12 protein-coding genes are annotated in these 12,847 nt (G+C 62.7%); 3 read left to right on the top strand and 9 right to left on the bottom strand.

Annotated features, from left to right (window positions below; genetic code table 11):
- Positions 1–25: 25 nt before the first annotated feature.
- The 8 genes from P0D80_RS17110 to flhD all read right to left on the bottom strand — a co-directional run bounded on the left by P0D80_RS17110 (position 26) and on the right by flhD (position 8,408).
- Positions 26–1,894: a methyl-accepting chemotaxis protein gene (locus tag P0D80_RS17110; RefSeq protein WP_408285587.1), complete on the bottom strand. Its 1,869-nt coding sequence runs from the start codon at positions 1,892–1,894 to the stop codon at positions 26–28.
- 42 nt (positions 1,895–1,936) lie between these two features.
- Entirely contained in the window at positions 1,937–2,473 is a 537-nt protein-coding gene (locus tag P0D80_RS17105) for a chemotaxis protein CheW (protein WP_074762485.1), read from the bottom strand.
- Between the two features lie 63 nt (positions 2,474–2,536).
- A complete protein-coding gene (cheA, locus tag P0D80_RS17100) occupies positions 2,537–4,822 on the bottom strand; it encodes a chemotaxis protein CheA (RefSeq protein WP_408285584.1) in 2,286 nt (761 codons plus the stop codon).
- An 87-nt stretch (positions 4,823–4,909) separates the two neighbouring features.
- Positions 4,910–5,287, bottom strand: coding sequence for a response regulator (locus tag P0D80_RS17095; protein WP_132376581.1), 378 nt, complete (start codon positions 5,285–5,287; stop codon positions 4,910–4,912).
- A gap of 84 nt (positions 5,288–5,371) precedes the next feature.
- The gene (gene motB, locus P0D80_RS17090; RefSeq protein ID WP_132376580.1) at positions 5,372–6,379 is read right to left on the bottom strand and encodes a flagellar motor protein MotB; all 1,008 of its coding nucleotides are present in this window, start codon (positions 6,377–6,379) and stop codon (positions 5,372–5,374) included.
- A 21-nt stretch (positions 6,380–6,400) separates the two neighbouring features.
- Positions 6,401–7,261, bottom strand: a complete 861-nt coding sequence (motA, locus tag P0D80_RS17085; RefSeq protein ID WP_013340867.1) for a flagellar motor stator protein MotA — start codon at positions 7,259–7,261, stop codon at positions 6,401–6,403.
- A gap of 214 nt (positions 7,262–7,475) precedes the next feature.
- Complete coding sequence (gene flhC / locus P0D80_RS17080) at positions 7,476–8,036, bottom strand: flagellar transcriptional regulator FlhC (protein WP_011490228.1); 561 nt, start codon at positions 8,034–8,036, stop codon at positions 7,476–7,478.
- A 51-nt stretch (positions 8,037–8,087) separates the two neighbouring features.
- On the bottom strand, positions 8,088–8,408 hold the full coding sequence (gene flhD / locus P0D80_RS17075; protein WP_013589958.1) for a flagellar transcriptional regulator FlhD: 321 nt from the start codon (positions 8,406–8,408) through the stop codon (positions 8,088–8,090).
- Positions 8,409–9,113: 705 nt separating this feature from the next.
- Between flhD and P0D80_RS17070 the strand changes: the two genes are divergently transcribed.
- Positions 9,114–10,178: a glycosyltransferase family 4 protein gene (locus P0D80_RS17070; protein ID WP_132376578.1), complete on the top strand. Its 1,065-nt coding sequence runs from the start codon at positions 9,114–9,116 to the stop codon at positions 10,176–10,178.
- A 289-nt stretch (positions 10,179–10,467) separates the two neighbouring features.
- Here P0D80_RS17070 and P0D80_RS17065 read toward each other — a convergent pair whose 3' ends face one another.
- Positions 10,468–10,770, bottom strand: coding sequence for an H-NS histone family protein (locus P0D80_RS17065; protein WP_007179981.1), 303 nt, complete (start codon positions 10,768–10,770; stop codon positions 10,468–10,470).
- A 290-nt stretch (positions 10,771–11,060) separates the two neighbouring features.
- On the opposite strand from P0D80_RS17065, the gene aqpZ reads away from it, so the two are divergent.
- Together aqpZ and P0D80_RS17055 are read left to right on the top strand one after the other, a co-directional pair.
- A complete protein-coding gene (aqpZ, locus tag P0D80_RS17060) occupies positions 11,061–11,801 on the top strand; it encodes an aquaporin Z (protein ID WP_408285581.1) in 741 nt (246 codons plus the stop codon).
- Between the two features lie 154 nt (positions 11,802–11,955).
- Entirely contained in the window at positions 11,956–12,651 is a 696-nt protein-coding gene (locus tag P0D80_RS17055) for a histidine phosphatase family protein (RefSeq protein ID WP_408285578.1), read from the top strand.
- Positions 12,652–12,847: the final 196 nt, after the last annotated feature.

Below are 12,847 nucleotides of genomic sequence, written 5' to 3'. Positions count from 1 at the left end.
TGACCGCATGTCTTTGTGCCACGTCCTAGAATGTTTCCCAGTCCGCGTCCGAGCCCGCCGATGCCGCGCTTGCCGCGACCGGACGTGCTGCGGATTCGGATCCCGCACGGGCCGTCTTCGGTTTCAGCGCCGGTTCGACGCGTGCGGCGCCGGCATCGTGACTGCCCGAAGCCGATGCTGTGTTTGCCGCCGGATGCGCCGTGCTAGCTGCCGGATGCGCTGCGCCGCCATTCGCGGACGCATGCGGTGCGGCTTTGCCCGCCGGCTTGCTCTTGCTGCCGGTCACACGGGACGCCGCCGATTGCGAGCGCGTTGCCGCCGCGCTCTTATTCACCGCGCCGCCGGCCACTTTCCAGCCATTCACCACGGCCTGCAACTGACGCGTCTGATCTTCGAGCGAGGCCGCCGCGGCCGCCGCCTGTTCGACCAGCGCGGCGTTCTGCTGGGTGACTTCGTCCATCTGCACGACCGCGCGATTCACCTGTTCGATGCCGCCCGACTGCTCTTCGGACGCCGCGCTGATTTCGCCCATGATGTCGGTCACGCGGCGCACGGCCTGCACGATCTCGTCCATCGTCGTACCGGCGCGGCCGACCAGTGCCGAGCCGCTTTGCACCTTGTCGACGGAGTCGCCGATCAGTTCCTTGATTTCCTTCGCGGCACTCGCGCTGCGCTGCGCGAGGCTGCGTACTTCGCCCGCCACCACCGCGAAGCCGCGGCCCTGTTCGCCGGCGCGCGCGGCTTCGACCGCCGCGTTCAGCGCGAGAATATTGGTCTGGAAGGCAATGCCCTCGATTACGCCGATGATGTCGACGACCTTGTTCGAACTGCTCGCGATGTCCTGCATGGTCGTGACGACCTGGCTCACCACGTCGCCGCCGCGCGTGGCGATGTCGGAGGCATTGACGGCCAGCTGGCTCGCCTGACGCGCGTTCTCGGCGTTCTGCCGTACCGTGCCGGTCAACTGCTCCATGCTCGACGCGGTTTCCTGCAACGAGGCGGCCTGTTGTTCGGTGCGCTGCGACAGGTCGGTGTTGCCCATTGCGATTTCGCGCGCACCGGTGTCGATCGATTCCGTGCTGCTGTGAACCGCCCTCACCATCGTCGACATGCTGTCCTGCATGCGCTTGATGCCGGCGAACAGCCGCCCGATTTCATTGCGGCTGAAGACGTTGATCGATTCGGACAGATCGCCCGAGGCGATGCGCTCGAAGCACGCCGTCGCGTCGGCGAGCGGCTGCACGATCAGGCCGCGCAGCGCGAAGCGGATGCCCACCACCACCAGCAGCGCGAGCACGGTGACGGCGATGATCAGCGTCGTCATCAGCGAGATGTTCGATTGCGCGCTCGCCTGCTGATCCACGGCGTGCTGTTGCAAGCTCTTGACGACAGCGGACGCGGCGTTGTCGTAAGACACGAACCACGGGCTGATCTTCGTATCCGCGATCGCGTGATAGGCGGCCAGATCGTTCGCGCGCAGCGCGGCGAACTCCGGCTCCAGGCCGTCACGCATCAGCGCCGTGCGACGCGCCAGCAGTTCGTCCAGCTGCGCCTGCTCCACGCCGTTCTTGGGCGCGTCGAGATACGCCTGCCAGCTTTGATTGCCCTTACCGTACAGCTCCTGCGCACGATCGAGCACCTTCTTCGCCTGCTCCGTGTCGCCCGACGCGCTCAACGCGTTGAAGCGATCCAGCGACACGCGCGAGCGCAGCAGGTACGACGAAGCATCGTCGAGTGCATGGATGGCGGCCAGATCGCCGCGCGCAATGCGGTCGAGCGACTGGCTCGCGCGATTCAGCGCGGTCAGCCCAAGCACGCCGACCGCCACGGTCAGCGCGACCAGAATGATCCCCACCATCGTCAACGACGTGCGAATCGACCACCTGCTCAGCATTTCGATGCTCCCTGTCCCAATCGTTTCGTGAAGGCTGCCGCGTCAGACGCCGAGCGTTTCGATCAGCGCCATTTCGCGGCTGGTCATGAGCTTCTCGATGTCCATCAGGATCAGCATGCGGCCGTCGACGGTGCCCAGACCCGTGAGGTACTCGGTCGTCAGCGTGGCGCCGAATTCCGGCGCCGGCATGATCTGGTCGGTGGCGAGCGTCAGCACGTCCGACACGCCGTCCACCACCATCCCGACCACGCGATGCGCGACGTTCAGGATGATCACCACCGTCTGGTGGTCGTACTCGACACGGCCCAGATGGAACTTGATGCGCATGTCGACGATCGGCACGATGATGCCGCGCAGATTGATCACGCCCTTGATGAACTCAGGCGCATTGGCGATCCGCGTCACGTTGTCGTAGCCGCGGATTTCCTGCACCTTGAGAATGTCGATGCCGTACTCTTCGGCGCCGAGCGTGAAGACGAGGAACTCCTGACCGCCGGCGTCTGCCTGCTGCGCGTCGCGGCGGCCATTCGTACCGCTCGCGTTCGCGACGCTCGAATTGATGGATTGGACTTCTGCCACGTTAGCCCCCAAACGGTTGGGATGAATTGAGTTGAGTAAGTGTTACGACGAGTGTGACGGACATCATGCGAGACTCATCGCGCCATGCGCGTGGCGCGTTTCGCGGTTCAGCGCCGCCACGTCGACGATCAGCGCGACGCTGCCGTCGCCGAGAATGGTCGCGGCGGAAATGCCGTGCACCTTGCGGTAGTTCGTTTCCAGGTTCTTCACGACCACCTGTTGCTGGCCCACCAGTTCGTCGATCAGCATCGCAAAGCGGCGCCCTTCCGTTTGCATGATGGTGACGATGCCTTGCGTCGGTTCCTGCTTCGCCCCTTCGACGTTGAACACTTCGTGCAACGCCACGAGCGGCAGATATTCACCGCGCACCCGCACCACGCGCTCGCCGTTGGCCACCGTGTAGATGTCCTCGGCTCGCGGCTGCAGCGACTCCATCACGAAGTTCAGCGGCAGAATGAAGATCTCGTTGCCGACCTTGACGGACATGCCGTCGAGAATCGCCAGCGTGAGCGGCAGCACGATGCGCGTGGTGCTGCCCTTGCCGGCGTGCGAAGTGATTTCCACGTGACCACCCATCGACTGGATGTTCCGCTTCACCACGTCCATGCCGACGCCACGGCCCGACACGTCCGTGACCTGCTCCGCCGTCGAGAAGCCCGGCAGGAAGATCAGGTTCCAGACTTCTTCGTCGGTCATGGTTTCGCTGACCTGCATGCCCTGCTTGGCCGCCTTCGCGAGAATCTTGTCGCGGCGCAGGCCCGCGCCGTCGTCGCTCACTTCAATGACGATGTTGCCGCCGTGATGCGCCGCCGACAGCACCAGCTGGCCGGTCGAATCCTTGCCCGCCGCGCGCCGCGCTTCCACGGTTTCGATGCCGTGGTCGAGACTGTTGCGCACGAGGTGAGTCAACGGATCGATGATCCGTTCGATGAGGCTCTTGTCGAGTTCGGTCGCCTGACCGAAGGTGACGAGTTCCACTTCCTTGCCGAGTTTCGCCGCCAGATCGCGCACCAGACGCGGGAAGCGGCTGAACACGTAATCCATCGGCATCATGCGGATCGACATCACCGCTTCCTGCAGATCGCGCGCGTTGCGCTCGAGCTGCGCCATGCCGTTGAAAAGGCGGTCGTGCAGCGCCGGGTCGAACGTGCTGGTGGTTTCCGCGAGCATGGCTTGCGTGATCACCAGTTCGCCGACCAGGTTGATCAGCTGATCGACCTTTTCGACGCCGACGCGAATCGAGCTGCCTTCCGCGCCGCCCGCTGCCGCAGCCGGACGTGCCGCCTTGCGGTCCTGCTCGGCGGGCGCGGCTGCGCTCGCCGCGCTGGCCTGAGCCGGCGCCGGTGCGCTCGGCGCCGCCGCGGGTTGAGCCGCGGCATGCGCCGGCGCGGCCGGTGCGTCGAACAGGCCGTGCGCGGCGGTTGATGCGGGTGCAGCGGTGTCGGCCGCCGGTGCCGACGATGCTGCGTGGCCCGCGTGAGTTGCCTGTACTGCTTGCGCCGGGGACGAATCGGCAGCGTCGGGCGTTCCAGGTTCGCCTTGCTGCGCGTCGTCCGCCGGTGCGGTGCCGCGGCCGATCACGATCTGACTTTCGTCGATCACGAAACAGCACACGGCGATGATGTCGTCGGAGGTCACATCGGTCGCGAGCCACAGCGTCAGATCGCCGCCGCTCTTGACCTGCCCGACGATGTTGCCCAGGTTGCCGAGCTCTTCGGCCAGCAGTTCCTGGTCCTTCTCACCAACGCCCCGTAGCGTAATTTTCAGATGTGGGCCGGATTCTTCTCCGGCTCCCGTGGCTTGCCCGGTCTGTGTCGGTTCGCCGTCAATCCATTCGCCCGCCGCCTGCACCGCCTGTTCGACGACGTGCTCCGGCGGGGTCCCGCCTTGTACTGCCTGTGCTGCAACTGGTGCCGCGCTCGCGACAACGGCCGCCGCAGCCGGCGCCGCGCCGTCGCGGCTCTCCGCGTTAAGGCGTTCGAGCTTCGCGCAGATTGCCTTCGCGGTGGCCGCGTCCGGCTCGGCGCTCGCGCGGTAATCGGCGAGCTGGCCGGACAACACGTCCTTGGTTTCGAGGAACGTGTCGATCATGTCCTTGCGCAGCACGAGTTCGTTATTGCGCGCGCGGTCGAGCAGCGATTCGAGAATGTGGGTCGTTTCCGTCAGCGCGGTAAAACCGAACGTTGCCGCGCCGCCCTTGATCGAGTGCGCCGCGCGGAAAATTGCCGCGAGGTCTTCAGGGTCCGGGTGGGCGATATCCAGATTGAGCAGCAACTGCTCCATCTGCGCGAGCAGTTCGTCCGCTTCGTCAAAGAACGTCTGATAGAACTGAGTGATGTCGAGTGTCATGCCTGGGTCACCGCGAGAGTTCCTGTCTTGGCTTGGGCTGCCGCGCCGCCGCGTCGAGAGCTTCTATAACTGGGTCTATGGGTGTGCTTACGCGTGATCTGGCTCGGCTAGCGCCGCCACCAGTTCGGTCAGCATGTCCGGGTCGAGCGGCTTTTCGATCCAGCCGGTCGCGCCCGCAGCCCGCGCCGCTTCCTTGAACGGCTCGCCCGATTCCGTCGTGAGGACGAGGATGGGCGTGGCCTGGTAAGCCGGGTTGTTGCGCAGCGCGGCGATCAGATCAAGGCCGGTCTTGCCTGGCATGTACTGGTCGGTCAGCACGAGATCGAACGACATGGCGAGCGCGTTTTCGAGCCCTTCGTCGCCATCCGCCGCGAGCGTCACCTCGTAGCCTGCCGTCGTCAGCGTGGCGGCGAGAATCTGCCGCATCGATGCCGAATCGTCGATTGCCAGGATGTGCCTGATCATGAAAACCTCGCTGCACGTACGCTATGGATCGCCCTTCCGTCCGCGCCGGCAGGGCGCATGAACGGGCGAGGCGATCGCTGTCTGTCACTGGGCCGCCGGCGCTGCCGCCGGCAACTTCGGTGCAACCGTTACCGGCTGCGCAAGCTTTTGCAGCAACGGCTTGGAGCCGGCTGCGTCGTCCGACAAGGTGGTCGTGGTGGAGTCGTCATGGTTCAGCGCCTCCTCCGACTTCTTGTTCAGCACGATGATGCTGATGCGGCGGTTCTCCGGATCCATCGGGTCCGCCTTGTTCAGGTTTTGCGTCGACGCGAGGCCGAGCACGCGCATGACCTTCGCTTCGTCCATGCCGCCGGCGATCAGCTCGCGGCGCGACGCGTTGGCGCGGTCCGCGGACAGTTCCCAGTTGCTGTAACCCTTCTCGCCGCCGGCGTACTGCGCGGCGTCGGTGTGGCCTTGCACGATGATGCGGTTCGGCACGTCGTTCAGCGTGTGGCCGATTTCGCGCAGAATGTCGCGCATATATGGCTCGACCTGGTCTTTCGCAGTCGCGAACATGGGCCGCTTCTGCGAGTCGACGATTTCGATGCGCAAGCCGGTCAGCGTGGAGTCGATGCGGATCTGCTGCTTGAACTGGCGCAGCACCGGATTCGCTTCGATCGCGGCCATCAGCTTGACCTGCAGATCGTGCAGGCGGACCTGCTCGCGGCGCTCCAGCTCGCCCTGCAACTGCTTCATCGAATCTTCGTTGTTGTGCGAGACGCTGCGCTCGGAGCGGTTGTTCGAACCGTCGGTGGAGCGCGTCACGCCTTGCGCGTCGGTCGAGATATCACGGCCGCCGCCCTTCAGGATGCTCGAGTCCTCGGCGCTGCGGTCGCCGCCCCACAACGTGATCTTCAACGGCTGGTTGAAGTAGTCGGCAATGCCCTTCAACTGCACCGTGGAGGCTGAGCTCAGCAGCCACATCAGCAGGAAGAACGCCATCATCGCGGTCATGAAGTCCGCATACGCGAGCTTCCAGGCGCCGCCGTGGTGACCTTTCTTGGCCGGCGCGGAGCGCTTGACGACAATGGCGCGGTCTTTGTCCTTGCTCATCGGTTCGGTTCCCGGCGCCCTTTACTTGGCCTTGACGCGGCGCACGTGCTCTTCCAGCTCGGCGAACGACGGGCGTTCGGTCGAGAAGAGCACCTTGCGGCCGAACTCGACGGCAATCGCCGGCGCGTAACCGTTCAGGCTGGCCAGAATCGTCACCTTGATGCACTGGAACATCTTGGTCGACTCGGTCACGCGCTGTTCGGCGACGCTCGCGAGCGGCCCGATCAGCCCGTACGAAAGCAGAATCCCGAGAAAGGTGCCGACCAGCGCCTGGGCGATCATCTCGCCGAGCACGGCGGGCGGCTTGTCGGCCGAGGCCATGGTGTGCACCACGCCCATCACCGCGGCCACGATCCCGAACGCCGGCATTGCGTCGCCGACCTTGGTCAGCGCGTGAGCGGGCGCTTCGCCTTCCTGGTGATGCGTCTCGATCTCCTCGTCCATCAGGCTTTCAATCTCGAACGCGTTCATGTTGCCGCCCACCATCAGACGCAGGTAGTCGGTCAGGAATTCGATGATGTGATGGTCGGCGAGAATCTTCGGGTACTGGGTGAAGATCGGACTCTTCGACGGATCGTCGATGTCCGCTTCCAGCGTCAGCGTGCCTTCCTTGCGCGCCTTGGCCAGCAGGACGTAGAGGAGCGCCATCAGCTCCATATAAACGTCCTTGTTGTACTTCGCGCCCTTGAACAGGGTTGGAATGACGCGCAGCGTGGCCTTGATCGTCTTCATTCCGTTACCCAGAATGAATGCGCCGACGCCGGCGCCGACGATCATCAGCACTTCAACGGGCTGCAGCAGCGCGCCGAGATGGCCGCCTTCCAGCGCGTAACCGCCGAAAACGGACAAAAGCGTCACGAGTGTTCCCACGAAAATCAGCACTGCCGAGCCCTCACAAAGAAGCGACGGTGACCGTCGTTAATCTGGTTTACGGCAACGAAGCGGAAAACTTTGGCGGAAAAGCGGCTCGTCGCTCCGGTGTAAACCAGAGGCGGATGCGGCCGGTCCGGCTGGACCGGGCGTCGCGCAGGCGGGCTGGAAGGCCCGCCGCATGGGAGATGGAAGGCGCACCGCGCACCGGCGGCCGCCTTCCGGGTCAAGCTTCGAGGGCGGCGAGGCTCTCGCGGGCCCGGGCGTCGGCAAATTTCTTTGTCTTACCGGCGCGCGAGGGCGGCTGGCACAGGCCGCAGACGAATGCGTGCTGCGGATCGTGCGCATGCGCGACAAAATGTCCGCCGCAACGGCAGCACGCGGTCATTTGCAGCATCCCGGAGTCGAAAAAGCGCACCAGCGTCCAGGCGCGCGTGAGACTGAGCACGGGCTCGTCGTCGTGCAACTGGACGTGTTCCAGGTACAGCCGGTAGCTCTTCACGATCGACTGGATCGTCAGGCAGCCGCCATGACCGGCCATGAACCGGTAGATGTTGTAGAACAGCGATGAGTGAAAGTTCGGCTGCCAGGTCATGAACCAGTCGGTCGAAAAGGGCAACATCCCCTTGGGCGGCGAGACCCCTTTCAGTTCTTTATATAGCTTGATGAGCCGGTCGCGCGACAGGCTGGTTTCCGCTTCCAGCAATTGCAAACGCGCGCCAAGCTCGATCAGTTCGATCGCCAGGGTAATTTCCCTGACTTCGAGCACAACACTTTTATAGGCCATCCGTTTGCGTTTTCCCCGTCCTGATCGCTTTGTTTGGAATGCAACGTGCCATCAGCCGAGTTGCTCGACTGGCTGGCTTGCCATCAGGATCGCGGAATGCGCCTGGGCCACGGCGCTGGATTTGCCTTTGTCCGCCAGAGCGGACAGCACGGCATGGTCGTCGAAACGGAAACGGCACAACACCTGATTGGACGCCGCCAGCTTGACGGTCTGCGCCAACGACAGATTGGCGAGCACATCGGCTAACTGGTCCGAAATCCCCATGCGAAACATGCCCATCGGCTTGTCTTCGCGCAGCAGTCGCTGGGCGAGCAGGAGATAAGACAGGTTAACTTCTCTGATCTCATTGAGCATATCGCTTGTCGCGCTCATGATTCCCCCGGGGTGTATCTGGCTGGTCAGGCCGTTACGGAAACGTTTGCTCGAACGCGCGCACTGAAACCGCACGAATCGGCTCGTTTCTGGTCTTGCGAGCATTGTGGCGAAAGGGGGAGCGGACGAAAATCGGACAGACACCCAGCCTTATTGACGGATTAATCCGTCATTCGTGTAGGAATTTTTCCTACAAAGGCGGGTCGGAGCGGGCTTGATGGAACCCCATAGGCGCAATTTAGAAACTTTCCGTGCGCATCGATGAGGTTGCTGGCAATGATGTGAACTAAATGGTGAGTCTGATTGACTCACGGTCCGCACCGTGCAGCGGTGAGGAAGAATTATAAGACGTTTTCACTTCTCTGCAACACGCCGCGTGTAGGGGCCGATCTCCACCGCCCGGGCCCGCGACTTGCTGATGGCTTTGCAGCGTCCGAATATACGACCGGCGATTTCTCCCGATTATCGGGATGGCCGTTCCGACGACCTGTAACGGGCCATGTTTCGCGCTGTAACAACATTAAGCGTTTGAAAAATAACTCGAATTAGCGCGGCCGATCCCGATAATGAAGCTAAGGGATTACCCGATGCAGGTTCGGAGCACCCCCGGGCGGCGGCTTACCGCGCCCAACCGTCCGTCAGGCATTCGCTCCTCGCTCTACTCGAGCGCCGCTGTGCGATGCCGTTCTGATTAGGAGAAAACGCATGCGAATCGCACAAATTGCGCCGTTGTATGAAGCTGTCCCGCCGAAACTTTATGGTGGCACCGAACGCGTCGTGTCGTATCTGACCGAGGCACTGGTCGACCTCGGCCATGACGTCACGCTGTTTGCGAGCGGCGACTCGGTCACTTCGGCCAACCTCGACGCCTGCTGGCCTCGTGCGCTGCGTCTCGATCCGACGATCCGCGACGCGCTGGCTCCGCACGTCCTGATGATGGAAAAGGTGCGCAAAGTGGCGCATGAGTTCGACGTGCTGCACTTTCACCTCGACTACATGCCGTTCCCGCTCTTCACCACGATGGACACGCCGTTCGTGACGACGCTGCACGGCCGCCTCGACTTGCCGGAACTGCAACCGGTGTTCGATGCTTTCTCCAACGTGCCGGTGGTCTCGATTTCCGATTCGCAGCGCGCGCCGCTACCGCAAGCGAACTGGCTCAACACGGTTTACCACGGTTTGCCGGAGCAGCTGCTCACGCCGCAAACGCACAAGAAGCCGGAATACCTGGCGTTCCTCGGCCGTATTTGTCCCGAGAAGCGCGTCGATACAGCTATCAAGATCGCTGCACAAAGCGGTTTGCCGCTGAAGATCGCCGCCAAGGTGGACAAGGTCGACCAGGAATACTTCAAGCGCGAAATCGAGCCGCTGCTGTCGCAGGCGCATGTGGAGTTCGTCGGCGAGATCAATGAAGCGCAGAAGCCCGAGTTTCTTTCCGGCGCCAAGGCGCTGCTGTTCCCGATCGACTGGTCGGAGCCGTTCGGCCTCGTGATGATCGAGTCGATGGCGTGCGGTACGCCGGTGATCGCGTTCAACCGCGGTTCGGTGCCGGAAGTGATCGACCACGGCGTGACGGGTTACATCGTTGAGGACGTGCAGGGCGCGGTCGCGGCGCTGCAACGCCTGGACGAACTGTCGCGCACCGAAATCCGGGCCCAGTTCGAACGCCGCTTCAGCTCGAAGACGATGGCTCAGAATTACGTGGATGGCTATTCGGCACTGATCGAAGCCACGCGCCGCCCGGTGTTGCGTCAAGTCGCAGTGGGCTAAACGCCGAGCTAAGCGGCTGGGCACTTTCGCTCAGCTGCTTGAGTAACGAAATCCGCCGCGTACGACGTTTCCGATTTGTAGGTCAATAGTGAGTCAATTCGTCGTGTGAATCGTTTGCGCGAGCGGTAATTTCAGGTTATCCCGCTTCTTTGTCCAGAAAAGCCGCCCCTCGAGGGCGGCTTTTTTTAATACGGGTATGGATGCGCTTCCATCGCCGATTAGCGCTCAGCGAATAAAGACCGAGTACCAATAAACCTTCAGTTGGCTTTCGTCTCGACCGGCGATCGGCTCAAGCAGCGCCAATCAGAAAGCGCTCGCGATTCTTACCGACGATCCATTTGGGCGGTTTGCCGCGCCCGCTCCACGTATTGCCCGACTTCGGATCCTGGTATTTCGCCGGCAGCGGCGCCTTCTTGGGCGGGCGGCCGCGCTTGGCGGCGACGGCAAAACCGAGGTCCTGAGCCGTCAGACCGTATTCAGCGATCTTTTGGCGGATGTCGGCGACCACATTGTCGATTTCAGTACGGCGCGCTTCTTCTGCTTGTGCCTGCAATTTGGCGATCTGCGCCTTGAGGTCTGCATATTGAGACATTCCGGTTCTCCCCTTTTCTAGAACTCATTGGCTCGCAGACTAACTGCAATTATAAAAATTCGCAATGGACAAGAATACCGATTTAGCAAGATATCCTCTGATAATTATTAAGACCGGTGAATTGTAAAACGGTATCTTTATCTCGCAATAAAAAGGTAAAGGCGACACCACATTGACAATTCTTGACACCTGATTTGGCCACCTTTCCCTAAAATTGCGCGTTCAAGGCATGCAGACGGACATAGCCGCGCGTGCTAGCGGAAGCCTCCATCTTTTTAGGATTACCAACCATGCAGTTGTCAAAGCGCCTCGCTGCCGAGTTGTTCGGCACCTTCTGGCTCGTGCTCGGGGGCTGCGGCAGCGCTGTCCTCGCCGCTAACTTCGCCGGCCCGGTTCATGGTCTGGGCATCGGCTTCGTGGGCGTGTCGCTCGCGTTCGGCCTGACCGTGCTGACCATGGCTTTTGCGATCGGCCACATTTCCGGCTGCCATCTGAATCCGGCGGTGAGCGTCGGCCTGACCGTCGCCGGCCGCTTTCCGGCGCGCGATTTGCTGCCGTACATCGTCGCGCAAGTGATCGGCGCGGTGCTGGGTGCGCTGGTGCTGTCGCTCATCGCATCGGGCAAACCCGGGTTCGATCTCGTCGCCAGCGGCTTCGCCAGCAACGGCTATGGCGAGCGCTCGCCCGGCCACTACTCGCTCGCCGCGGCATTCATTTGCGAAGTGGTGATGACCGGCTTCTTCCTCTTCGTCATTCTCGGCGCGACCGACAAGCGCGCGCCCGCCGGCTTCGCACCGATCGCCATTGGCCTGTGCCTCACGCTGATTCACCTGATCTCGATCCCGGTGACCAACACGTCGGTGAACCCGGCGCGTTCCACCGGGCCGGCGCTCTTCGTCGGCGGTGCGGCGATGGATCAGTTGTGGCTGTTCTGGGTTGCGCCGATCCTCGGCGCAGTGATCGCGGGCGTGTTGTACCCGGTCATCGCTGAAAGCCGCAGCGGCAGTTCGCAGAAGCTGGCGCTCGACTGATCCGCGCGCGCGGTCATTTGGGCAAACAAAGCGGGCGCTACGGCGCCCGCTTTGTTTTGAGGCGGAAGCGTAAGCACCTCGATATCGCGCCGATGGCTTATTCGTGCCCGCTGCTAGAATCGTGCGACTTCCCAAGCTCGCACAGGTGCCACACATGAAGCGTTTCCGCGGATTTCTGCATGGCGTCGCACTCTCCATCGGCGGCTTGTGCGCGGGTGTGCTGGCGCTACCCACCGCGCATGCGGCCGACGGCCAGACGGAAACGCTCGTGTTCGTGCGACACGGTGAGAAGCCTGCCCAGGGCTACGGACAACTCAACTGTCAGGGACTCAACCGCGCGCTGGCCTTGCCGGCGGTGATCGCGGCCAAGTTCGGCAAACCGGATGCGATCTACGCACCCGATCCCGGCCAGCAAAAAGACGACGGCGGCAAGCCCTACTATTACATCCGGCCGCTTGCGACGATCGAGCCGACCGCCATCCAGTTCCAGATGCCGGTGCAAACGCCCTATGGTTTCGCTCAGATCGACCAGCTCGGCACCGCGCTCGTCAATCCGGCCAATCGCAACAAGCTAATTGTCGTGGCGTGGGAACACAAGCTGATCGTGAAGCTATTGCGCCAGATGCTGAGCGCGCATGGCGGCAATGCCGCCGATGTTCCGAACTGGAAGAGCGACGACTTCGACAGTATCTATGTTGTTCGCCTCGACTGGCAAAGCGGCACCGCGCACGCCAGCTTCAAACATGATCGCCAAGGGCTGGATGGACGCGCGACCGACTGCCCTTGCGCGGCGCTGCCGGGCGCGTCGGCGGCTGCCGGATCGACGACTTCCTCGAGTGCGGCAAATTAAACGGGTAATACAGATGTAAGCCGCAATTACGCAGGCGGCCGTCAGATTTGGGTAAAGCGTGGCGCCGGGCGCGCTTCGCCGCGGCGCAAAGGGCCGCGAATCCTTATGCACCAGTGCTTTGACCGAACGGCGTGCGGCGCGCGACGTACTCACGTACGCCCGCTCACAGCTTTCAAAGCCTGCGACGATGCTTGCA

The sequence above is a fragment of the Paraburkholderia sp. RL17-373-BIF-A genome (assembly GCF_046030175.1).
In the GTDB taxonomy this organism is placed as follows: Bacteria; Pseudomonadota; Gammaproteobacteria; order Burkholderiales; family Burkholderiaceae; genus Paraburkholderia.
The sequence above is the reverse complement of the archived record's forward strand: the minus strand, read 5'-3'. Positions and strand labels throughout refer to the sequence as shown.